18 protein-coding genes are annotated in these 21,588 nt (G+C 73.1%); 10 read left to right on the top strand and 8 right to left on the bottom strand.

All coding sequences use genetic code 11. The features are described from left to right. Positions 1-203: 203 nt before the first annotated feature. Positions 204-1,511, top strand: a complete 1,308-nt coding sequence (locus tag AB0C35_RS34145; RefSeq protein WP_358465287.1) for a beta-ketoacyl-[acyl-carrier-protein] synthase family protein — start codon at positions 204-206, stop codon at positions 1,509-1,511. Between the two features lie 363 nt (positions 1,512-1,874). Here AB0C35_RS34145 and AB0C35_RS34140 read toward each other — a convergent pair whose 3' ends face one another. Then, entirely contained in the window at positions 1,875-2,369 is a 495-nt protein-coding gene (locus tag AB0C35_RS34140) for a DUF3145 domain-containing protein (RefSeq protein WP_358465284.1), read from the bottom strand. Positions 2,370-2,705: 336 nt separating this feature from the next. On the opposite strand from AB0C35_RS34140, the gene AB0C35_RS34135 reads away from it, so the two are divergent. The 4 genes from AB0C35_RS34135 (at position 2,706) to AB0C35_RS34120 (ending at position 7,528) form a co-directional block, all read left to right on the top strand. Beyond that, a complete protein-coding gene (locus AB0C35_RS34135; protein WP_358465281.1) occupies positions 2,706-3,953 on the top strand; it encodes a S8/S53 family peptidase in 1,248 nt (415 codons plus the stop codon). Between the two features lie 70 nt (positions 3,954-4,023). Continuing rightward, the gene (locus AB0C35_RS34130) at positions 4,024-4,566 is read left to right on the top strand and encodes a sigma-70 family RNA polymerase sigma factor (protein ID WP_358465278.1); all 543 of its coding nucleotides are present in this window, start codon (positions 4,024-4,026) and stop codon (positions 4,564-4,566) included. Further along, entirely contained in the window at positions 4,563-5,012 is a 450-nt protein-coding gene (locus tag AB0C35_RS34125; RefSeq protein WP_358465276.1) for a hypothetical protein, read from the top strand. Before AB0C35_RS34130 ends, AB0C35_RS34125 begins: the two co-directional genes overlap by 4 nt. Next, positions 5,009-7,528, top strand: a complete 2,520-nt coding sequence (locus AB0C35_RS34120) for a CHAT domain-containing protein (protein WP_358465273.1) — start codon at positions 5,009-5,011, stop codon at positions 7,526-7,528. The genes AB0C35_RS34125 and AB0C35_RS34120 overlap by 4 nt, the downstream gene beginning before the upstream one ends. A gap of 115 nt (positions 7,529-7,643) precedes the next feature. Here the strand turns inward: AB0C35_RS34120 and AB0C35_RS34115 are convergent, their stop codons facing one another. From AB0C35_RS34115 to AB0C35_RS34105, 3 genes are all read right to left on the bottom strand, one after another. Further along, entirely contained in the window at positions 7,644-8,474 is an 831-nt protein-coding gene (locus AB0C35_RS34115) for a sulfurtransferase (RefSeq protein ID WP_358465270.1), read from the bottom strand. 91 nt (positions 8,475-8,565) lie between these two features. After that, entirely contained in the window at positions 8,566-9,678 is a 1,113-nt protein-coding gene (locus AB0C35_RS34110) for a nucleotide pyrophosphatase/phosphodiesterase family protein (protein WP_358465307.1), read from the bottom strand. A 19-nt stretch (positions 9,679-9,697) separates the two neighbouring features. After that, positions 9,698-10,291, bottom strand: a complete 594-nt coding sequence (locus AB0C35_RS34105) for a DUF5998 family protein (RefSeq protein ID WP_358465267.1) — start codon at positions 10,289-10,291, stop codon at positions 9,698-9,700. Between the two features lie 143 nt (positions 10,292-10,434). Here AB0C35_RS34105 and AB0C35_RS34100 point away from each other — a divergent pair, with 143 nt between their 5' ends. Further along, on the top strand, positions 10,435-10,764 hold the full coding sequence (locus AB0C35_RS34100; RefSeq protein ID WP_358465264.1) for a hypothetical protein: 330 nt from the start codon (positions 10,435-10,437) through the stop codon (positions 10,762-10,764). Between the two features lie 6 nt (positions 10,765-10,770). Here AB0C35_RS34100 and AB0C35_RS34095 read toward each other — a convergent pair whose 3' ends face one another. After that, positions 10,771-13,254, bottom strand: a complete 2,484-nt coding sequence (locus AB0C35_RS34095) for a GNAT family N-acetyltransferase (RefSeq protein ID WP_358465261.1) — start codon at positions 13,252-13,254, stop codon at positions 10,771-10,773. Positions 13,255-13,422: 168 nt separating this feature from the next. On the opposite strand from AB0C35_RS34095, the gene AB0C35_RS34090 reads away from it, so the two are divergent. Next, entirely contained in the window at positions 13,423-14,346 is a 924-nt protein-coding gene (locus AB0C35_RS34090) for a sugar kinase (RefSeq protein ID WP_358465258.1), read from the top strand. A gap of 19 nt (positions 14,347-14,365) precedes the next feature. Here AB0C35_RS34090 and AB0C35_RS34085 read toward each other — a convergent pair whose 3' ends face one another. Beyond that, positions 14,366-15,391, bottom strand: coding sequence for a LysR family transcriptional regulator (locus AB0C35_RS34085; protein ID WP_358465255.1), 1,026 nt, complete (start codon positions 15,389-15,391; stop codon positions 14,366-14,368). A 464-nt stretch (positions 15,392-15,855) separates the two neighbouring features. Beyond that, complete coding sequence (locus AB0C35_RS34080; RefSeq protein WP_358465252.1) at positions 15,856-17,949, bottom strand: RecQ family ATP-dependent DNA helicase; 2,094 nt, start codon at positions 17,947-17,949, stop codon at positions 15,856-15,858. A gap of 141 nt (positions 17,950-18,090) precedes the next feature. On the opposite strand from AB0C35_RS34080, the gene AB0C35_RS34075 reads away from it, so the two are divergent. From AB0C35_RS34075 to AB0C35_RS34065, 3 genes are all read left to right on the top strand, one after another. Then, positions 18,091-19,515 carry a threonine/serine exporter family protein gene (locus AB0C35_RS34075; protein WP_358465249.1) on the top strand — a complete coding sequence of 475 codons (1,425 nt, stop codon included), beginning with the start codon at positions 18,091-18,093 and terminating at the stop codon, positions 19,513-19,515. 90 nt (positions 19,516-19,605) lie between these two features. Continuing rightward, positions 19,606-19,932, top strand: coding sequence for a hypothetical protein (locus tag AB0C35_RS34070; RefSeq protein WP_358465247.1), 327 nt, complete (start codon positions 19,606-19,608; stop codon positions 19,930-19,932). Positions 19,933-19,944: 12 nt separating this feature from the next. Then, the gene (locus tag AB0C35_RS34065) at positions 19,945-21,012 is read left to right on the top strand and encodes a DUF6745 domain-containing protein (RefSeq protein ID WP_358465244.1); all 1,068 of its coding nucleotides are present in this window, start codon (positions 19,945-19,947) and stop codon (positions 21,010-21,012) included. Between the two features lie 91 nt (positions 21,013-21,103). On the opposite strand, the gene AB0C35_RS34060 is transcribed toward AB0C35_RS34065, so the two are convergent. Then, entirely contained in the window at positions 21,104-21,490 is a 387-nt protein-coding gene (locus AB0C35_RS34060) for an ATP-binding protein (protein WP_358465241.1), read from the bottom strand. Positions 21,491-21,588: the final 98 nt, after the last annotated feature.

Here is a 21,588-nt window from a genome sequence, read left to right as displayed (position 1 = left end):
GGCTGGCCGAGCACATCGAGGCGTGGGGGGGCCGGGGGGAGCCCGGCGCCGCGGGGGCGGGGGGGGGGGGGGCGGGCGGCGGGGGGGGCGGGGCCCGGGGGCGGTGGCGGCACGGCGCCGCGGGGCCCGCCCCCCCCCCCCGGCCGGCCCCGGGGGGCCCCCGCGCCGGGCCCTTCCCCCACAGTCCGCAAGGAGCACCTGCTATGAGCAAGAGCCAGACCAGAGTCGTCGTGACGGGTCTCGGTGCAACGACCCCGCTCGGCGGAGACGTGCCGTCGACCTGGTCCGCCCTGCTCGCCGGCGAGTCCGGGGTCCGCAAACTGGACTGGGAGGGGGTCGAGAACCTGCCCGTCCGGTTCGCCGCGACGCTGAAGGTCGACCCGTCCGAGGTCATGCCGAAGCAGGCGCTGCGCCGGCTCGACCGCAACCAGTCGATCGCGCTGATCGCCGCACGCGAGGCGTGGACCGACGCGGGGTTCGCCCCGCCCGCCTCGCGCAAGACCAAGAAGCCGGAGGAGCAGTCCGGCGTCGAGGGCGGCTTCGCCGTGGACGGTGAGCGTCTCGGCGTCGTGTTCTCCAGCGGCATCGGGGGCCTGCACACCGCGCTCAACAGCTACGACGTCTACCGGGAGAAGGGCTGGTCGCGGGTCTCGCCCTTCACCGTCCCGATGCTGATGCCGAACGGCGCGTCCGGGCACGTCGGCATCGAGTTCGGCGCGATGGCCGGCTCGCACGCCCTGGTCAGCGCCTGCGCGTCCAGCGGCGAGGCCGTCGGCTACGCCATCGACATGATCCGCGCGGGCCGCGCCGACGTGGTGATCTGCGGCGGCACCGAGTCCTGCATCCACCCGCTCCAGATGGCCTCGTTCGGCGCCATGCGGGCGATGTCGACGCGCAACGAAGAGCCGGAGCGCGCGTCCCGCCCCTACGACAAGAACCGCGACGGGTTCGTGCTCGGCGAGGGCGCCGCCGTCCTGATCCTGGAGTCGGAGGAGCACGCCCGCGCCCGCGGCGCGCAGATCAACGGCATCGCGGCCGGCTGCGGCTACTCCGGCGACGCCTACGACATCGTGCTGCCCGACCCGAGCGGTTCCGGGCAGGCCAAGGCGATGCAGCGCGCCCTCAAGGACGCCGGCCTGGAGGCCGCCGACATCATCCACATCAACGCACACGCCACCTCGACGCCGGCCGGCGACGTCGCCGAACTCGCCTCGATCAAGGCCGGCCTCGGCGAGGAGGCCGCCGCCCAGGTCGCCGTCACCGCCACGAAGTCGATGACCGGGCACCTGCTCGGCGGCGCCGGCGCGCTGGAGTCGCTCTTCACGGTCCTCGCGCTGAAGGAGGGGCTCATCCCGTTCGTCGCCAACCTGGAGGACCTCGACGACGAGGCCGACCTGGACATCGTCCGCGACGAGCCCCGCAAGATCCCTGGCGGCCCCGCCGCAGCGCTCAACAACTCCTTCGGTTTCGGCGGCCACAACGTGTCAGTGGCCTTCCAACGCGCCCTCTGACCCGCGAGCGCGCGACAACCGAAGCCCCTTAACGCAACAACGGCCCGGCGACCACCACGTCGCCGGGCCACCCGACGTTAGAGCGATGCACCTGGAGACGTCGCCGCCACAAGCAAGCGCATCGTGTCAGGAACCCTCCCCAGGTCGGCCTCCCAGCACCCCCTACAGCACAGACCCCGGCCCCACCCCAACCACGCAACAACCAAAACCATCGCGATCGCGTCCGAAGGCAGGTTTCGAGCGAAGCAAGAAACCTGATCGCGCAGCGAGCCGCAAGGCGAGTTCGGAGCGATGCAGCGATCGCACCGCAGTTCCCGCCGAAGGAAGGGCCCGCTAGGGCCCGACGCCAAGGGAACTGCAAAACTAAACCGCCGCGTGCAGCCAGCGGACGGGGGCGCCGTCCCCGGCGCGGCGGAACGGCTCCAGTTCGTTGTCCCAGGGGGTGCCGAGGAGACGCTCCAGCTCGTTCTCCAGGGTGATCTTGCCGACGGCGGCGTTGGCCATGACGGAGCGGAGCCGGTCCTCGGGGATCATGATGTCGCCGCTGGCCCCGATGACGCCGGTGAACACCCCCAGGGACGGGGTGAAGCTGAAGCGGACGCCGTCGCTGCCGGGTGTGGGGTCCTCCGTGGCCTCGAAACGCACCAACTTCCAATTTCGCAGCGCCGAGGTGATGCCCGCGGCGGTGCCGGGGCTGCCCTCCCAATGCAACTCGGCGCGCAGCGTTCCCGGCGCGGCCGCCTGATCAGCCCAATCAAGGGAAACGGGCACACCGAGAACACCTGCGGCGGCCCACTCGATGTGCGGGCTCAGCGCAGGCGGCGCGGAGTGGACGTAGAAGACGCCACGTGCGGTCACCGGACCTCCTGGATCTGTACCGAGGCTCGTCTTCCCCTACGGCCTCGTACGTCCCAAGTCGGCGTCCGCGTCCCTCATTGTGCATCATCGGCACGTGTCGCACCACCGTGAGTTCGGCGTTTGTTCAACGCTTGACCGCAGGATGCGCAACATTCACGGGCGCTGGCCGACAAGGTTAGCCCGTGCCGGGCCGCCGGGAGGCAGAAGCGCGCAACCCGGTGAGGCCCCGTCCGGCGGCTGCATCCGGTCCGTCGCCTATCACTTACCGTGTCCGTTCCGGCACCATGGGTGCACGATCGTGGCCGGGTGAGCGTGGTGCGGTGAGAGTGAGGGCCGATGTTCGATCAGCAGGCGCGGCTGGAGCGGGTACTGGCGCGGCATCCCGACGCGGTGGTGGTGGAGCCGGTACCGGGCCGTCCGGCGCTGATCCGCCGGAACGAGATCCTGGTCGCCGGGCGTGACGCCGGCGCCGCCGAGACCGTGGTGCGGCGCTGGTGCGACTCGCGTCACGACGAGCGCGCCGTCACGCGGCTGCGGCTGCGCCCCGCGGCGAAGGTGGACGTGTGCGAACTCGCCGCCCGGTTGAGCGCGGACGGGGTGAACACGGGTGGGCTGAGCACGGGTGGGCTGAGCACGGGTGGGCCGGGAGCGGGCGGGCGGCGCCGGCGGCTGAGCGTGTCGCCGAACCATCTCGTCCACGGGCAGCCGATGTGGTGGAGCGGGCCCGCGGACCTGCCGCGTCCCGCCGCGCCCGTGCCCGCGCCGGAGGCCGCCGCGGCGCGCCGGGACGTGACGGTCGCGATCCTGGACAGCGGCCTGTCGCCGCATCCGTGGTACGAGGACGCCGAGTGGTACCGGGAGCAGCGCGACGAGGTCCGGGAGGTCCTGGACGCCGACCTGGACTTCGCACTGGACGCGCAGGCCGGGCACGGCACGTTCATCGCGGGCGTGGTGCTGAGGCACGCGCCCACCGCCCGGCTGCGGGCACGGCGCGTCATCGGCGGCGACGGGGTCGGCGACGAGCTGGACGTGATCCGGGCGCTGGAATGGCTGGCGGAGTGGGGGCGCGCCGACATCGTGAACATCTCGCTCGGGTGCCATACCTATGACGACCGGCCCTCGCCGGTGCTGGCGCGCGCGGTCGCCGGGCTCGGCCGCCGGACGGTCGTCGTGGCGTGTGCGGGGAACACGGCCGGGGACCGGCCGTTCTGGCCCGCCGCGATGAAGCCCGTGATCGGTGTCGCGGCGCTGGACGGCGGCGACCGGGCCTGGTTCTCCAACCACGGGTGGTGGGTGGACGCGTGCGCGGAGGGCGTGGACGTGGCCAGCGCGTTCGTGCGGTTCGACGGGACGCGGCCGCCCGTGGACGGCATCGACCCCGACCGCTTCGACGGCTTCGCGACGTGGAGCGGGACGTCGTTCGCCGCGCCGGCGGTGGCGGGCCGGATCGCCGGGCTCGCGGCGGCGGAGGGGCTCGACGCGGTCGACGCGGCGGACCGCGTCCTCGATCCGGTGGCGCACCCCGCCCTCCCGGGCCTCGGCGTCGTCGTCGGCCCCGGGAACGGCGCGATCGCGAAGCGTTAATTTCCAACGCAGAGTCACTCGTCTATGCCATAGGGTTACCTGCAGCGGGGGGCCTCGGGAGGAGACTTCGGTGGCCCATTGGGACGATGGCACGGATGAGCTGGTGGTCCGGGCACGCGACGGCGACGGTGCCGCGTGGGCCCGGCTGGTCGAGCGGCACAGCGGGCTGCTGTGGTCGATCGCCCGCTCGCACGGGCTGAACGACGCCGATGCCGGTGACGTGGTGCAGACGACATGGCTTCGGCTGGTGGAGCGGATCGACGGGCTGCGCGATCCGTCCGCGACGGGTTGCTGGCTGGCGACGACCGCGCGGAACGAGAGCCTGCGCCTGGTGCGCCGGCGGGGACGCGACCGGCCGGTCGTGCCGGCGCCGCGGGCACCGGAGCCGCGGGCGCCGGAGCCGGGCCCCGACCGGGTGGTGCTCGGCCGCGAGCGCCTGGGCCGGGTCGGTGCGGCGCTGGAGTCGCTTCCGCGGCGCTGCCGCACGCTGCTGCGGCTGTTCGCGCTCGCGTCGAGCCACGCCGAGCTGGCCGCCGCCCTCGGGATTCCCGTCGGCAGCGTCGGGCCGACCCGCGCGCGGTGCCTGGACGCGCTGCGGAGGCTCGTCCCGTGAACGACGACGAGCTGATGGCGGGCGTCCGCCACGCGTTCGAGGTCCTGGATCCGCTGCCGGAGAGCGTCCTGGCGGCGGCGCGCACGTCGATCGCGTGGCGGACGCCGGCCGCCACCCTGGCGGAGCCGGCGCAGGACCGGGCCGTGCGGACGGCGGCCGGGGTCCGCGGCGGGACGGGACGGGTGCTGACCTTCACGTGCCCGGGGTCGACGGTGGAGATCGAGGTGTCGGAGCACGGCCGGGACCGGGAGATCACCGGGCGGCTCGTGCCGTCGTCGTCCGGCCTCGTCCAGGTGCGGCACCGGGACCTGCCGCTGGACGCGATCACCACGCGGGCCGAGTCCGCCGGGCTGTTCTGCGTGCCGCGCGTGCCGGAGGGCCTGGTGAGTCTCGTGTTCCGGCTCGACGACGGCACGACGATCGTCACGAGCTGGATCCGCCTGTGACGGGGGCGGGCGAGCGCGCTCTCCTCTGGCTGGCGGCGGTGGATCCGGCGACCGCTTTCGCGCGCGCGAAGGCTCTGTTCGACCAGGGCGGCGGGGTGCTCGCGCTACGGGTCGCCGGGCTGGCCGCCAAGGAGCTGGGGCGGCTCGACGAGGGGCTCGCCTTCCTCCACCGGGCCTTGGATGCGGCCGGCGACGCCGAAGACACGTACTCGGCGGCGCAGGTGCGGATGAATCTCGTCGGCCTGCTCACGGCACGCGGTGACGTCTCTGAGGCGCTCGCCCACGCGCATGGGGCGGAGATCGTCCTGCGGGGCCCGGACGCAGACCGTCTGGCCGCCAACAAGGCGTGCGCTTTGGCGAGGGCAGGGCGGCTGGACGAGGCACGCGAGGTCGCCGCGCGAGCCCTGCCTGGTCTCAGGGAGGGACACGATCCGGCTGTACTCAACGGCCTGCTCACCAACCTTGGGCTCGCGCAGGCGTTCCGTGGCGACTTCACGGGTGCGGAGACGGCTCTGGCGGAGGCGGTCGCCGTCGGCGAGGCCGCTGGGCTGCGCCACCAGACGGCGATGTCCAAGGGCAATCTCGCTTTCGCGGTGTCGCGGAGTGGGGACGTCCCGCGCGCGCTCCGGCTCTTCGCCGAGGCCGAACCCCACCTGACCGGTGAACGCTTGGCACAATGCCGGTTCGACCAGGCCGAGACCCTCATCATGGCGGGGCTGCCGGGTGAGGCACGTCCCGTCCTCACCGCGGCCCTGGACGCCGCCACCGAGAACGGCTACGGGTGCGACATCGCGGACGGGTTCCTCCTGCTCGCCCATGCCGAACTGTCCGACGGGAACCCCGAGCGGTGCACGGACGCGGCCGAGAGGGCACGCGCCATGTTCGCCGAACAGGAACGGACGGGATGGATGCTTCTGGCCGAGCACGTGTTGCTCAGGGCACGGTGGGCGTCCGGTGAACGTTCCGCCGTCCTGCTCCGTTCGGCGGAGGCCACGGCCGAGCGGCTGGAAGGCGGCGGCTGGGCCGATGCCGCCGACGAGGCCCGCATCGTCGCGGCGCGCGTGGCGCTGGCGCTGGGCAGACCCGCCGGGCACCTGCTCTCGCGGGTCGGGAGTTCGCGTGGCTCTGCGTCCGCCCAGATCGCCGCCTGGCACGCCGTCGCCCTCGAACGCGCGGCACGGGCCGACCATGGGGGCGCGGTAGAGGCGGTCGAGGCCGGCCTTCAGGTGACCGAAGACCACGCGGAGACGCTCGGTGCGCTGGACCTGCGGGCCCGCGCAGCGGGATTCGCCGCCGAGCTGTCCGAACTCGGCCTCGGCCTGGCGCGCTCGGCGGCGGAACTGCTCGCCGTCGAGGAGCGGCGGCGGGCGATCGCACGCCCGGTACGGGTCCGTCCGCCCCGTGACCCCGAGCGGGCCGCGGCGCTGACCACGCTGCGCGCTCTCAGCATCGAGCACACCGCGGGCATGGCCCGGGGAGACGTCCCGTCGGTGCTGTGGGAGGACATGGCGGATCTGGAGGCGGCGGTCCGCGCACGGACGCGGCGCCGCCCGTCAGGCGCCTCCCCGCCGCGCTCCCCCGGCATCGGGGAGATCGCCGCCGCGCTCGGCGACCGCGCCCTCGTCGAGATGATCTCGATCGGTTCCGAGCTGCACGCGGTGACCGTCGCCGACGGCCGGGTCCGCCGCCACCACCTCGGGACGTGCGGCGACGCCGTCCGGGAGACCGGCCTGATCCGCTTCGCCGCCCGCCGCCTCGCCGCGGACGACGAGCCTGAGGCGCTCTCCGCCCTCACCGGCGCCGCCGGGCGACTCGACCGGCAACTGCTCGACCCGCCGGGACGCGACCTCGGCGACCGGGAACTCGTCATCGCCCCGACCGGCGTGCTGCACAGCCTTCCCTGGGCGGTGCTCCCGTCGCTGGCCGGACGTCCGTTCACGGTCGTCCCATCCGTAGGCGCCTGGGTGCACGCCCGCGAACCCGGCCGTACCGACGGGCACGTCGTCCTCGCTGCGGGCCCCGACCTCCACCACGCCGAACAGGAGGTCGCCGCCCTGCGACGCATCCACCCGCGAGCGATCGTCCTAGACGGCCCGGACGCACGCGCGGAACCGGTCAGGGACGCCCTCGACGGCGCTTCCATCGCGCACATCGCCGCCCACGGCGAGTTCCGCGAAGGCAACCCCCTGTTCTCGCGGATGCGTCTCGCCGACGGTCCGCTGATCGTCCACGACCTGGACGAGCTGACCGCCCCGCCGGGCATGATCGTCCTGTCGGCGTGCGACATCGGCCGCGCCGGCGAAGGCGACGCCGTCCTCGGCATGGCAGGCGCCCTGCTCGCCCTGGGCACGGCCACGGTCATCGCAAGCGTCACGCCGGTCCGCGACGCGGCGACCCCCGGGTTCATGTCCGCCTTCCACACCGCCGTGGCCGCCGGCCACAGCCCCGCGCACGCCCTTGCGGCGATCCCGCGCACCCCGGGAGTGGCCGGCTTCCTGTGCCTGGGCGCCGGCTGACGCCGGTCGACCGGGAGGCCGCCCGATGACGGCCGCCCGGTCGGCCGTCGCCGGCGGCGACCCCGTCAGCCGTCGCCTGTGGCGACCCGGTCAGCCGTCGCCGGTGGCGACCCGGTCAGCCGTCGCCGGTGGCGATCGGGTTGGACGGGTTCCTCACCCAGTCGGACCACGAGCCCACATAGAGCGCCGCGGGGATGCCCGCGAGGGTGAGCGCGAGGATCTCGTGGGCGGCCGTCACCCCGGATCCGCAGTAGGCACCGACGTCGAGGGCGTCCGTCGCGCCGAGTTTGGCGAAACGCTCGCGCAGCAGGTCGGACGGCAGGAACCGGCCGTCCACGCCGACGTTGCCGGACGTGGGGGCGTTGCGGGCGCCCGGGATGTGCCCGGCGACGGGATCGACGGGCTCCTGCTCGCCGCGGTACCGCTCGGCGGCGCGGGCGTCGAGGAGGACACCGGCGGTGGCCAGTTCGGCGGCGCCCTCGGCGTCCAGGACGGGCAGCCGGCCCGGGTCGGCGATGAAGTCGCCCGGCTTCACGTCGGGTTCGTCGGTGCTCACCGGGCGGCCCGCCTCCGTCCAGGCGCGGTAGCCGCCGTCCAGGACGCGGACCCGCTCATGGCCGAAGTACCGCAGGGACCACCACACGCGCGCGGCGGACATGGAGTCGGCGTCGTCGTACACCACGACGAGGCTGTCCTCCGAGACGCCGGCGCGGCGCATGGCCGACTCGAAGACGACGGGTTCGGGGAGGGGATGGCGGCCGCCGGGCCCCGGCGGCCCCGCCACGTCGCGGTCGAGGTCGACGAAGACGGCGCCGGGCAGGTGCCCCTTGCGGTAGGACTCGATCCCCGGTGGGCCCGCCAGATGCCATCGGACGTCCAGCAGGACCACGGGTGTCTGCCGCCGGAGCAGCCGGTCCAACGCGGGCACTTCGATGAGAGGGTGCACATCGCCAGTTTGACCGTCGGCGCCCGGATTAGGGAGGGGCGAGTCCGGGTTCATCTCACCTACCCCCTGGTTCGTCCCATGTCGCAGGATGTCAGGGCCGGATCGTGGTCAGCAGCGGCACCATCTGCTCGGCGGGGACGAGAGATCCGTGCATGCCGACCATCCGGTTCAGCCACGGTTCCCGCTCGGACGCCACGATCGCGAGCTCGGTGTGCGGGACCGCGACCACGTCGCCGACGCGTTCCGCCATCCCGGGGCCGAGCGGGCCGAACCAGCCGCCCTCCACGACCGTCTCGCGCGGGAGGACCCAGGCCCGATCGCCCAGCATGGCCGTCCAGGCGGCGAGCACGTCGCCGTGGGCGCCGGGCTCGCTGTAGACATACCGGGCACGTGCGTCCCCACCGAGAAGGGCCACGCCCTCCTGCAACTCGGGAACGGTGTCGACGTCGACACGATCCGTAGGGTTGACCATGCCGTGGTCGGCCGTAACGTAAAGCGCCGACCCGGGCGGCAGAACGGCCGCGATCTGCTGGACGAGGACGTCCACGAACCGCAGCTGGTGCCGCCAGTCATGGGAACCGACACCGAAACGGTGGCCGGTCGCGTCCAGGTCGGCGTGGTAGGCGGTGACGTACGAGCGGTCGCCGCGGCGCAGCGCCAGCTCGACCCGCCCGACGAGCTGGCCGAGGCTCTCGGCGCTCAGATAGCGGGCTCCGCGGGTGGTGGCGCGGCTGAGACCGGTCCCGCGGTACTGCCGCAGCGAGACGTACCCGGCCTCGACGCCGTCCGCCGCCGCCCGCTCGTACACGGTCGGGACGGGCTGGAACGTCTCCGGATCGGCGTCGTCCTCCTTCCACAGCAGGCAGTTGAGCAGCCTGCCGGTCGCGGGAACCGCCATCTGCAGGCCGAGCAGCCCGTGCGCGCCCGGCGGGGCGCCCGTCCCCAGCGAGGCCAGGCTGGTGACCGTCGTCGCCGGGAACCCGGCCGTGATCGGGCCGCCTTCCATGGCGTTCAGGAACGGCGCCTCGTCCGGGTGGGCCTTGAGCTGCTCCCAGCCGAGACCGTCGATCAGCAGGACGCAGGCGCGCGGCAGCGCGGGCAGGTCCAGGACGTTCACGGCGTCCGGGACGCCCAGCGACGCCAGCACCGACAGCGGAAGATCGGCGAGCGCGCCCGTCCCGTACCGGGGGACGGGCGGCTCCATGCTCGTGGCCGTCACACGGTCACCGGGCCGGCTTCTCGGACACCGCCGCGGACAGCTCCTCGGCGAACGCCAGCACATGGCCGACGGCCTCGCCGCCGTCGGCGGCCTCGCTGACCCGCAGCGAGAGGTCGTCGGCCGTGACGCTGCCCGTGTAGCCGTGGTCGGCCTCGCAGTTCTCGTCACCGCACGTCGCGGGTTCGAGATCGATGTGGGCGATGGCGCCCCAGCCGATGGTCAGCACGACCTCCGTCGGCGGGACGCCCGGCACGTACGACGCCGGGTCCGGGACGACGCGCGTCACCGCGACCGACTGGACGCGTTCCAGCTTGACGGCCTCGGTGGTCGTGGACGCGTGCGGACGGGCCATGCCCTCTCCGGGCGGGTGCTCGTCGGTGTGGCACACCAGCAGCCGGCTCGCCGACAGCACGAGCACGGTCACATGCCGCCGCACCTCCATCGCGGGGTCGAACGTCGCCTCATGGTGGACCACGTAGGCGACGACGGGCTCGTTCCCAACGGCCGACTCGACCGCGTCCGCGACCAGGGCCGGGTAGTAACCGCTGCGCTCGATCGCCGTGCGCAGCCCGCTCACCGTCGCTCGGGTTTCCCTCATGGCCCCATCCTGCCCTGTTCAGGGCCGGACGTGCACATGACGATCCCGGCGCAGGGTCATTCACGCGATCGCGGGGCGCGCAACCGGCCGCACGGCAGGGGACGCCGCAGGGTACGGGACCGGCATGCGGGTACGGGTCCGGCATGGACGAGAAGCCGCTTCCGACACCGCAGCCGGTCCCGCCGCCCACCCCGGATCCGGCGCCCGCCCCCGAACCGCTGGTGCCGCCCACCGAGCCACCGCCCGGCCCGTCCCCCGGACCCGCGCCGCGGCCGCCGGGGCCCGTCCCGCCGGGGCCGTCGCCCGAGCCCGTCCCGCCCGGCCCGCCGCCGGAACCCACGCCGCCGGGCCCCCCGCCCGAGCCGAGCCCTCCCGCACCCGACCCGGACCCGGTTCCGCCGGGCCCTGAACCCGACCCGATCCCGCCCACGCCGGAGCCCGGCCCGCCGAACCCGCCCGGTTTTCCCACGTGACGGGCGTCAGGACAGGCGGCGCGGCCCCAGTTCGGGACGCGGCCCCAGCGGGCGCTCCAAGGTCAGCGTGACCTGGCGCACGGTGACGCCGGACGCGTCCGCGACCACCGGGTTGAGCTCCAGGCGCGCCACCTCGGGCAGGTCGTAGCCGAGACGGGACGCGCGCAGCAGCAGTTCCTCCAAGGCCTTCAGGTTCACCGGCTCCGCGCCGCGGTGGCCGAGCAGCAGCGGCGCCGTCCGGATGGCGCGGATCATCTCCGCCGCCTCCACGTCCGCGAGCGGCGACAGCCGGTAGGCGCGGTCGTCCAGCAGCGCGGCGGTCTCGTCGGCGATGCCGAACGACACCAGCGCGCCGAACGAATGGTCCTCCCTGATCACGATGCAGGCCGGCACCCCGTCCGCGTCCCCGCCCTCGGTGATCTCGACGCCGTAGCAGGACAGCAGCTCGGCCGCCTGCTTCGGCGTGGCCTCCACCGGGCCGCCGCGGCCGTCCCGGCCGCCCGCGTCGTCCGCGTCGCCGGCGCTGAGCCACTCGGCGACCAGCTCCCGCGCACGGTCGCGGTCGACGCCGTCCAGCTCCGGGGTGTGCCCGGCGGGACGCTGCCGCCACTGCGCGTACCGGATGACGTACGCCAGCGCCCGGACCGCGTCCTCCGGCGAGGTGTAGGACGGCACCGAACCCTCCGCTGCCATCCCGTCTGGCCCGGTGACGCGCAGGTCGGCGGGCATGCCCTCGGTGCCCAGATAGGTCGCCACGATCGGCTTCGCACTGCCGGCGGCGAGCCGGAGGATCTTCTCGGGGACGCGCACGTCATAGCCCCCGATCGTCGGGGGCGTGAACAGCGCCACCACCGCGTCGACGGTGTCGTCCGCCAGCGCCGAGGCGAGCGCCGCCTCGTAGTCGTCGGCGTCCGCGCGCGGACCGAGGTCGATGCGCGGCCTGACGTCCAGCCCGAGCGCGACCGCCTCGTCCTGCGCCAGCAGCCCGAGCGAGTTGGAGTTGTCGATGATCGCGACGCGGTCGCCGGCCGGAAGCGGCTGGTAGGCCAGCACCTGCGCCACGTCGAACAGCTCCGACAGGTCCTCCACCCGGATCACGCCGGCCTGCTCGAACAGCGCACTGACGGCGTGGTCGGGCAGGGTCAGCGCGCGCGCCGCGTGCCCGAGCGGGACGCCCTGCGTGCTGCGGCCGCTCTTGACCGCCACGATCGGCTTGCGGCGGCCGAGCCTGCGCGCCAGCCGGGCGAACTTGCGGGGGTTGCCCAGCGACTCCAGGTACAGCAGGACGGCCTTGGTCGCGGGGTCCTCCTCCCAGTACTGCAGGAGGTCGTTGCCCGACACGTCCGCCCGGTTCCCCGCGGAGACGAACGTCGACAGACCGAGGCCGCGCTCGGCCGTCCGCTGCAGGATCGCGATGCCGAGTGCACCGGACTGGGAGAAGAACCCCACCGGCCCCCGTCCCGGCATCGTCGGCGCCAGCGTCGCGTTCAGCCGCACGTCGGTGTCGGTGTTGGCGATGCCGAGGCAGTTGGGCCCGACGACGCGCATCCCGTAGGCGCGCGCGAGCCGCACCAGCTCCTCCTGGCGGACACGTCCCTCATCGCCGATCTCACCGAAGCCCGACGACACGACGATCAAACCCCGGACGCCCTTGCTCGCGCACTGCTCCACGACCTCGTGGACGGCGTCCGCGCGCACCGCGACGACCGCGAGATCCACGTCGTCCGGAATCTCCAGAACGGACGCGTACGCCCGCACCCCCGCCACGGCCACCGCCGTCGGATGCACCGGATACACCGGCCCGGTGAAGTCCCCGGCCAGCAGGTTGCGCAGCACCGTCTGCCCGACGCTGTGCTCGGCCCGGCTCGCCCCGATCACCGCCACCGAACGCGGGAACAGCAGCCGCTGGATCGACCGCGACTCCGCCCGGTGCTCGCGGGCCGTCATGACCTCCACGGACGTCTCGGTCGGCTCGAGGTCCAGGACGAGTTCGATCACGCCCTCCTCGAACCGCTGCTCCGCCCGGTACCCGGCCTCCCTGAACACCCGGGTCATCCGCCGGTTGTCGGGCAGGACGCTCGCCACGAACCGGCGCACGCCCCGCTCCCGCGCCGCCGCAGCGATGTGCTCCAGCAGCACCGGGCCGACGCCGCGCCCCTGGTGCGCGTCCTCCACGAGGAACGCGACCTCCGCCGTCTCCGGCCTGTCGGCCAGCCGGTCATAGCGGACGACCGCCACCATCACCTCCCCGATCGTGGCGATCAAGGCGACCCGCCGGTCGTGATCGACGGTCGTGAAGTGCTCGACATCACGGTCCGACAGGTGCGGGCGCGGCGAGAAGAACCGGTAGTAGATCGACTCTGGTGACAGCCGCGCATGGAACTCGCGCAGCAACCCGTCGTCACCGGGCCGGATAGGACGCAGATGGGCCGTCCCGCCGTCACTGAGGACGACGTCGGCCTCCCACTGATCCGGGTAACGCTCGGTCACGTACCCGAGGGTAAGGCACGGGCCCGCTGGCGCCCGCGCCAGGAAAAATTCGGCTTCCTTGCTTTCGCTGCGCGTTCGAGACCTATTCGGGGCTCAAGAGCTGTTACGGTCGTCCACACGCCCTGAATTGCCGCTCGCGCGGGCCGTGTTGATCGAGGTGATGACTCCATGACGCGCGTGGTCGTGGTCGGCGATCTGATGACAGACACCGTGGCGCGTGCCGCCTACCCCTTGGCCAAGGGGAGCGACACGCCGGCCGCCGTGACGATCCACGGAGGCGGCTCGGGCGCCAACGTGGCCGCGTGGCTCGCCGTGGAGGGGGTCGACGTCGCCTTCGTCGGCCGCCGCGGCTCCGACATCGCGGGCCGCAACCGGGACATGGAACTCATGGGGTACGGCGTCGACGCCCGCCTCGTGATGGACGGCGACCGTCCCACCGGCACCTGTGTGGTGATGGTCACCCACAAAGGCGACCGGACGATGCTGTCCGACCCGGGCGCCAACGCCGCCCTCCTCCCCGAGGACATCGAGCGCTGCAGGGATCTCTTCTCCCAGGGCACCCACCTGCACCTGTCCGGCTACGCCCTGATCAACGAGGGCTCCCGGAAGGCCGCCATCCACACCCTGGACCTCGCCCGCAAAGCGCAGATGTCGGTCTCGGTGGACGGCGGCTCGTCCTCCCCCCTCAAGCGGATGGGCGCCGAGCCGTTCCTCGAATGGACGCAGGGCGCCCGCCTCCTCGTCGTCAACGCCAAAGAGGCCGAGATCCTCACCGGCCGCGACACCCCCGCGCAGGCCGCCAAGGTCCTCACCGCCTGGTACCCGCAGGTCGTCATCAAGACCGGCGCCGACGGCGCCCTCTGGTACACCAACGGCCGCCCCGAACCCGTCACCGTGGCCGCCGAACCCGTCGAGAAGATCGCCGACGGCACCGGCGCCGGCGACGCCTTCGTCGCGGGCTTCCTCCCGCCCTGGCTGGACGGCAAGCAGCCCGCCGACGCCCTCACCGCCGGCTGCCGCCTCGGCGCGCAGGCCATGAAGCATCTGGGCGCCCGCCCGACTCTCGACGTCGTCGACAACCAGATCAACTGACACCCGGCGCGGGGCCCGGTCAGGCGACCGGGCTGTAGGTCCGGACGTCCTCCCGCACGGCCGCCCACAGGCGGTTGAGGGGGTGGCCCGCGTCGTAGCGTTCCAGGTCGGCGCGGCGGACGAAGGCGCCGGTCATGAGCTCGGCCTTCGGCTCCAGATCGTCGTGGAGGCCGATGGCGCGCAGCGGGACGGCGTCCGGGTCGTCCTGAGCCGCCATGCCGCGCCCGATCGAACCGGTGACGATCATGCAGCCGCGGACGAAGCCGGAGCGCAGCAGGGACAGGCCGTAATGCACGTCGTCGATGTCGGCGACCACGGTGAGACGATCGCGGAAGTTCGCCCCGTACCAGGTGGCGAGCAGGTCGGCGACGAGCCCGGCGGGCGGCACCACCAGCGGGACGCCGGCGAGGCGGCTCGTCTCGACCGGCGTGTCCGGCAGCTCGGACACCGGCAGGTTGGTGAGCAGCAGCGCCTGGCCGCGCGCGTACTCGATGACCTCGTACTCCTTGAAACGGAGGTCGCCCTCCGGAGTGCTGACGATGCTGCCGCAGATGAGGTCCACCTGGCGGGTCTCCAGGCGCGACCACAGGTCCTTGGTGCGGACGTGGGCGACTTTGAACTCCACCTCCCGCTGCTGGAACTCCTCCGATACGCGGTTCCAGGCCCGGGAGACGATCGGAAGGGTGAACTCGGTGGTGCCGACGGTGAGCATCCTGCCGAGGCGGCGCCGGCTCCAGTGAATGGACTCCAGCCATTTCTCGAACGTCTTGCGCGCCAGTTCGACCGTGGTTTCCCCGGTCGGGGTGAACAGGAAATCCTTGCCGCGGCCCTGGCGGACCGTCAGGACCTCGCCGCAGAGCATCTGGCTGTTGCGGTTCAGCGTGTCGAGCTGCTTCTGGACGCTGGACTGCTCACGGCCGAGGACGCGGGCGGCCCTCAGCGCGGACCCCGTCTCGTGCACCACCAGGAGCGTCCGCAGCTGATCGAACGTCATGTCCAGGAGCCCGGACGGGCATTCCAGGAGCGCCTCAAAGGTCGGTGACACGGAGAGCGACATTACTACCTGTCCGGTCAAATGGCCGATTGGTCAGCTGGGCGGGAAATGATGACATTTCCCGCTGAACTTATCTCAAGATGTACTCCTAAACAACTGGACAGAGTTTTCTAACCTCTAGAACACTTCCCGTGCGAGCCACTCCCCGCCGCCGTCATCCGTCCCAGCAAGGACGGCGGCGCTCCCGGGCGTGCCCCGGCGGTGCCGGCCGCCGGGGCCGCCGCCCGGCGCCCCTGACTCCCGTTCGCCGCGGCACTTCTCCGCCGCGGCGCCGGGGCCGGACGCCGGCCCGTGCGCGGGGCCGCGCGCACGGGCCGGCCCGATCGTCCCGCCCGCGCCCACGGGGGCGCGCGGGCGCCGGACGATCCCCGGCCGCACCACCGCCCAGGCACCACGCCACCAAAGCGGCGCCCCCGGCGCACCACCCGGGGGCGGGGCTGTGGGGTGGTGGGGGGTTAGTTGGGGGTTGCGAGGGTCAGGGGGAGGATTTGGGTGGCGCCGGACTGCTTCAGGAGGCGGGTGGCCACGGTCATCGTCCAGCCGGTTTCGACTCGGTCGTCGACCAGGAGAAGGGGGCCCTGGTTTTCGCGGAGGGCCGCCGCCAGGTCGGTGGGGACGGTCAGGGTGTGCCAGACGGAGCTGAGGCGCTGGGCGCTGTTGTGGCGGCGCGGGACGGGTTCGCCGATCGGGGCCAGTTCGCCCAGGTAGGGCAGGCGGCCGATCTCGGCTATGCGGTGGCCGAAGGTGCCGACCAGGCGCGGGCGGGAGCGGGAGCCGATCGTGACGACGCCGGTGGGGCGGGCGGGCCAGTCCCAGGCGGCGAGGACCTTGACGACGGCGTCGACCAGGTCGGCGGGGACGTCGGAGTCGTCGGCGGCGAACAGGTCGCGCAGGCGGTTGCCCCAGCCGATGTCGGTGAGACGGCCCAGGGCTCGGCCGGTCTCGGCTTGGAGGTCGGGCTTGATGCGGCCGGAGACGCCCAGGTCGTCCTTCACGCCGGTGGGCCACATGCGGCGGGGCGCGATGTCGACGCCCGGGCGGTGGAGGCGGTCGCGGGCCTGGGTCGTGCTCTCCCGGCTGACGTCGGCCGGCCAGTGGCGGCCCGTGCAGTTGTCGCAGCGGCCGCAGGGGGCGGCGGCGGGGTCGTCCAGCTGGCGGCGCAGGTACTCCTCCCGGCAGGCGGGGGTCGAGATGTAGTCGAGCATCGCCTGCTGTTCGCGGCGGCGTTCCGCGGTGACGCGTTCGTAGCGTTCGCGGTCGTAGGTCCAGGGCTGGTTCGTGGCCGTCCAGCCGCCTTTGACGCGGCGGGCGGCGCCGTCCACGTCGAGGACCTTGAGCATCATTTCGAGGCGCGCGCGGTTGAGGTCGACCAGGGGTTCAAGGGCACCGGTGGAGAGGGGGCGGTCCGCGGTCTCCAGGATGTCGAGGGTGTTGCGGACGACGAGTTCGGGTGGGAACGCGAGGCTGGCGAAGTAGGCCCAGATGTCACGGTCCTCGCGGCCGGGCAGGAGGATCACCTCGGCGCGGTCGACTCCGCGGCCGGCGCGTCCGATCTGCTGGTAGTAGGCCACCGGGGACTGCGGGGCGCCCACGTGGACGATGAAACCGAGGTCGGGTTTGTCGAAGCCCATGCCGAGGGCGCTGGTGGCGACGAGGGCCTTGAGCTTGTTGTCCTGAAGGTCCTGCTCGGCCTGGAGGCGCTCGGCCTGCTCGGTCTGGCCCGAGTACGCGGCGACCTCGTGGCCGCGGTCGCGCAGGTGGCCGGTGATCTCGTGGGCGGCGGCGACGGTGAGCGTGTAGATGATCCCCGAGCCGGGGAGGTCGGCGAGGTGCTCGGCCAGCCAGGCGATCCGCTGCTCGGCGGTGGGGAGCGCGACGACGGCGAGGTGCAGCGACTCGCGTTCGAGGGCGCCGCGCAGGACGAGGGCGTCGTCGCCGGCGAGCTGCTCGGCGACGTCCTGGGTGACGCGGGCGTTGGCGGTCGCGGTGGTGGCGAGCACCGGGATGCCGGGCGGCAGTTCGGCCAGCAGGGTGCGCAGCCGCCGGTAGTCGGGGCGGAAGTCGTGGCCCCAGTCGGAGATGCAGTGCGCCTCGTCGACGACGACGAGTCCGGCCCCGGCGGCGAGCTTGGGCAGGACGAGGTCGCGGAAGTCGGGGTTGTTGAGCCGTTCGGGGCTGACGAGGAGGACGTCGACCGCGCCCTCCTCGACCTCGTCGAAGATCCGCTCCCAGTCGCCGGTGTTGGACGAGTTGATCGTGCGGGCGTTGATGCCCGCGCGGCCGGCGGCCTCGATCTGGTTGCGCATCAGCGCCAGCAGCGGCGAGACGATCACGGTGGGGCCCGCGCCGCGCTCGCGGAGCAGCCGGGTGGCCACGAAGTAGACGGCGGACTTGCCCCAGCCCGTGCGCTGGACGACCAGGGCGCGGCGCCGCTCGACGACGAGGGCGCGGATCGCCGTCCACTGGTCGTCGCGGAGCCGTGCGTGGTCGCCCGCGAGGGAGCGCAGGCAGCGCTCGGCCTCGTCCCGCAGTCCGTCTGAAGTGCTCATGCGTCCTTGGTACCAGCGGTTTGGAAGACAACGCACCAGAATCGTGTTCTGTGGATGGCGGGCACAGCGGTTGGGGACACGGGGGCCGCGGGTAGCCTGCCAATCAAGATCGGTTCGACGGCGAAGGGGCACGGGCGGGGGATGGGCGCGGCGGAGCGCGTGCTGGGGCCGGTTGCGGCCGAACGGCTGCGGGAGTCGAACGCGGCGCAACGCCTGAGGCGGACGTGGCAGGTCCTGATGGACGGCGTCCCGGCGGAACCGCCCGAGGAGGAGCCCGGCGAGGCCGTCGACCCGCGGGCGATCGACCTCGTCCTGCGCGTCGGTGAACTTCTGCTGGCCAGTGGCGAGACGACCGAGCGGGTGAACGAGGCGATGCTCGGACTGGCCGTCGCCTACGAGCTGCCCCGCTGCGAGGTCCAGGTCACGCTGACCAGCATCCTGGTGTCGGCCCATCCGGGGAAGGGCGCGCCGCCGATGACGGGGACGCGGGCCATCCGCCGCCGCACTCCGGCCTTCTGGCGGCTCACCGCGCTGCACAAGCTCGTCCAGGACGCGTCCATCGGCATGCTGGAACTTGACGAAGCTCACAAGAGGCTCGCGGACATCAAGCGGGGCCGTGCCCCGTACCCGGCCTGGCTGCTGGTCGTGGCACTGGGACTCGTCAGCGCCTCCGGCAGTGTGCTGGCAGGCGGCGGACTGGTCGTGGCGGTCACCGCGTTCGGCGCCACCCTCGTCGGCGAGCGCACCGGCGCCGTCCTGGCACGCCGCGGCATCGCGGAGTTCTTCCAACTGGCGGTCGCCGCCGCGATCGGCGCCGCGGCCGCGGCGATCGTGGTGTCGGTGGGCAACCCGGGCCAGGCCGCCGCGATCGTCACCGGCGCGATCCTGGCGCTGCTGCCGGGACGCCCCCTGGTCGCCAGCATCCAGGACGGCATCACCGGCGACCTGGTCAGCGCCGGGGCCCGGGTCCTGGAGGTCTTCTTCATCATCGCGGCGCTCGTCGCGGGGCTCGGCGCGGTCGTCTACCTCGCGGTCAGCCTGGGCGCGCCGATCGACGTCAGCCATCTGCCCACGGCGCCGGCGACGCTGGAGCCGGTCGCGATCATCGCCGCCGCCATGATCTCGCTCACCTTCGCGGTGTCCCTCGCCGTCCCGCGGGACGTACTGGCCGCCGCGGCCCTGGGCGGCGCCCTGATCTGGGTGCTGTACGTCCTGACGCGCGGATGGGGTTTTCCGCCCGTGCTGGCTGCGGCCGTCGCGGCCACCGTCGTCGGTGTGGCGGCGAACTGGCTCGCCCGCCGGCACGGGAATCCCGTCATGCCCTACGTGGTCCCGGCCATCGGTCCCCTTCTCCCGGGGACGGCGCTCTACCGGGGCATGGTGGAACTCAACACCGGATCACCGGAGACGGGCGTGCTCAGCCTCATCGGCGCGGTGTCGGTGGCCCTCGCGCTGGGCGCCGGCGTCAACCTCGGTGGTGAATTCATCCGCGCGTTCCAGCACGTCGGGTTGAGCGCGTCCGGAAACTGGGCCCGCCCCGCGGCCCGCCGCACCCGCGGCTTCTGACGCGAGCCGTTCCGCCGGTCCTCGTGCTCGTCCGGCGGGTGCTCATTCGTCGGTGCTCATTCTGTCGGTGGCGGACGTTACGTTCGCCGCATGTACCGACAGGGAGACATCCTGATCCTGCCCGTGCCCGAGGAGGCGGTTCCGCAGTCCGTGCGGTGCCTGCCGCCGGCCCCGCGGGACGGCCGGGGGCGCATGGTCCTCGCGCTCGGCGAGGCCACAGGGCACGCGCACGCTCTGGCCGCGCCGGGGTCGCTGCTGCGCGTCCCCGATCCGTTCACTCCCGACCACCTTCACCTGCCGGCCGGCGGGCGGCTGGTCCATGAGGAGCACGCGGCGATCTCGCTGCCCAAGGGCTGGTACCGGGTGGTCCGCCAGCGCGAGTACGTGCCCGGCGCCGTCCGCGTCGTGGCCGACTGAGGGAGGATCGCGATGCTCACGGGAACAATGCGCGAACCCCACTTCGTGGTCGCCGACTGGCAGTCGGTGGCGTTCGGCACCGGCCCGGCCGACCGTGACCGGGCCGAGGCGGGCGTCGCCGCCGCCTACGCGGCCGCGGGGCTGGACGCCCCCGAGCGGTACGTGTGGATGCCCTCCCCCGCGCGCGGTGCCGTCGCGGCGGCCGTCCTGAACGGACGCGGCGACGCGGGCGCAAGCGTCCTGACCGAGGTGAGGACGCGTCCGTGGGAGGCGGAACGCACCGCGGCCTGCTCCGAACAGGGGCCGGAGCAGTGGCCGCGGGTGTGGGCCGAAACGGGCGGTCTGCTGTGGGACCAGGTGCAGGCACTCGTCACGCGCGTGCGCGGCGCCATCGGTGACCTGGCACTGGACGGGCCCGAGCCGTCGCCGCGGGCGGAGGCGGCCTCGTCCGTGCTGCGGGGCGCGACGCTCGACGCGGTCCTCGGGCAGCACGACGCGCCGTGGCTGGCGCTGTTCGAGACCCTCGGGCGGCTGGACGGCCCGCTCGCCGGTCTCGCGGAGGTCGCCCGTTCCGCCGGCTGGTGGTGGCCGTACGAGCGGATGGTGATCCTGTCGGAGCGCCCTTGCGACCTGCATCGTGACGAGCCGGGGCGGCTGCACAGAGGCGACGGCCCGGCCCTCGCCTACCCGGACGGGTTCGCGCTGCACGCATGGCGCGGCATGCCGATCCCGCACGATTTCATCGAAACCCTGACCGACCTGACGGCCGCCCGCATCACCTCGGAAGAGAACGCCGAGCTGCGCCGGGTGATGCTGGAGATCTTCGGTTACGACCGCTATCTGGCCGAGACCGGTGCGCGTCCCCTGCATCAGGACGAGACCGGTGTCCTGTGGTCGATCGACCTGCCCGGCGACGAGCCCTTCGTCATGGTGGAGGTGATCAACTCGACACCCGAACCGGACGGCACCCACCGCACCTACTACCTGCGCGTCCCGCCGAACATCCGCACAGCGCGCGCGGGCGTCGCCTGGACGTTCGGTGTGGACGAGGCCGACTACCACCCCGAGAAGCAGACCTGAGCCTATGGACGGCCGGATCCGTCCCGGCCCCGGCGGGTGTCCCTTGGTCGCACTTCCCCAGTCACCAAGGGACACCCGCCCGCTCCCGCCTTCAAGGGGTCGCGGTCTGCGCCCAGGTGACTTTTCCGTCGGAGGTGGAGCGCCACCCCCAGGAATGTGACAGCGCGCCGACGAGCATGAGGCCGCGGCCGCCTTCGGCCTGGAAGTCCACGATGGGCACGGTCGGCCCGTCCGGGTTGTCGTCCCACACCTCGACCATGGCGGTCTTGTCGTCGGGCAGGTAGATGACGAGCGTGATGGTGTTCGCGTGGCGGATCGCGTTGGTGACGAGTTCGCTGGTGATGAGTTCGAGGTCGCCGTTGGCGTCCTCACGGTCCCAGCCCTCCAGGGCGGCGCGCACGGAGTCGCGCGCCGCGCGCACGGCCGCGTCGACCGGTTCGAGCGCGAGGACGAAATGGGGTCGTTGTCTATGGTCCACGGAACCGCCTAAGTTCACCGGCTATCGCAAGCATGCGCTCTCTGAGACGGTCGTGCACGGCATCTGGACTCAATGCCGTTTCCGGTTCGCGCCGGGGG

Source organism: Spirillospora sp. NPDC048819 (assembly GCF_040650055.1).
Lineage (GTDB): Bacteria > Actinomycetota > Actinomycetes > Streptosporangiales > Streptosporangiaceae > Spirillospora.
This window is presented reverse-complemented; position numbering and strand designations above follow the sequence as displayed.

Coding starts and splice junctions, on each gene's coding strand:
- AB0C35_RS34145 (WP_358465287.1), top strand. CDS start 204: ATGAGCAAGAGCCAGACCAGAGTCGTCGTGACGGGTCTCGGTGCAACG.
- AB0C35_RS34135 (WP_358465281.1), top strand. CDS start 2,706: ATGTTCGATCAGCAGGCGCGGCTGGAGCGGGTACTGGCGCGGCATCCC.
- AB0C35_RS34110 (WP_358465307.1), bottom strand. CDS start 9,678: ATGGAGCCGCCCGTCCCCCGGTACGGGACGGGCGCGCTCGCCGATCTT.
- AB0C35_RS34105 (WP_358465267.1), bottom strand. CDS start 10,291: ATGAGGGAAACCCGAGCGACGGTGAGCGGGCTGCGCACGGCGATCGAG.
- AB0C35_RS34100 (WP_358465264.1), top strand. CDS start 10,435: ATGGACGAGAAGCCGCTTCCGACACCGCAGCCGGTCCCGCCGCCCACC.
- AB0C35_RS34090 (WP_358465258.1), top strand. CDS start 13,423: ATGACGCGCGTGGTCGTGGTCGGCGATCTGATGACAGACACCGTGGCG.
- AB0C35_RS34080 (WP_358465252.1), bottom strand. CDS start 17,949: ATGAGCACTTCAGACGGACTGCGGGACGAGGCCGAGCGCTGCCTGCGC.
- AB0C35_RS34075 (WP_358465249.1), top strand. CDS start 18,091: ATGGGCGCGGCGGAGCGCGTGCTGGGGCCGGTTGCGGCCGAACGGCTG.
- AB0C35_RS34070 (WP_358465247.1), top strand. CDS start 19,606: ATGTACCGACAGGGAGACATCCTGATCCTGCCCGTGCCCGAGGAGGCG.
- AB0C35_RS34065 (WP_358465244.1), top strand. CDS start 19,945: ATGCTCACGGGAACAATGCGCGAACCCCACTTCGTGGTCGCCGACTGG.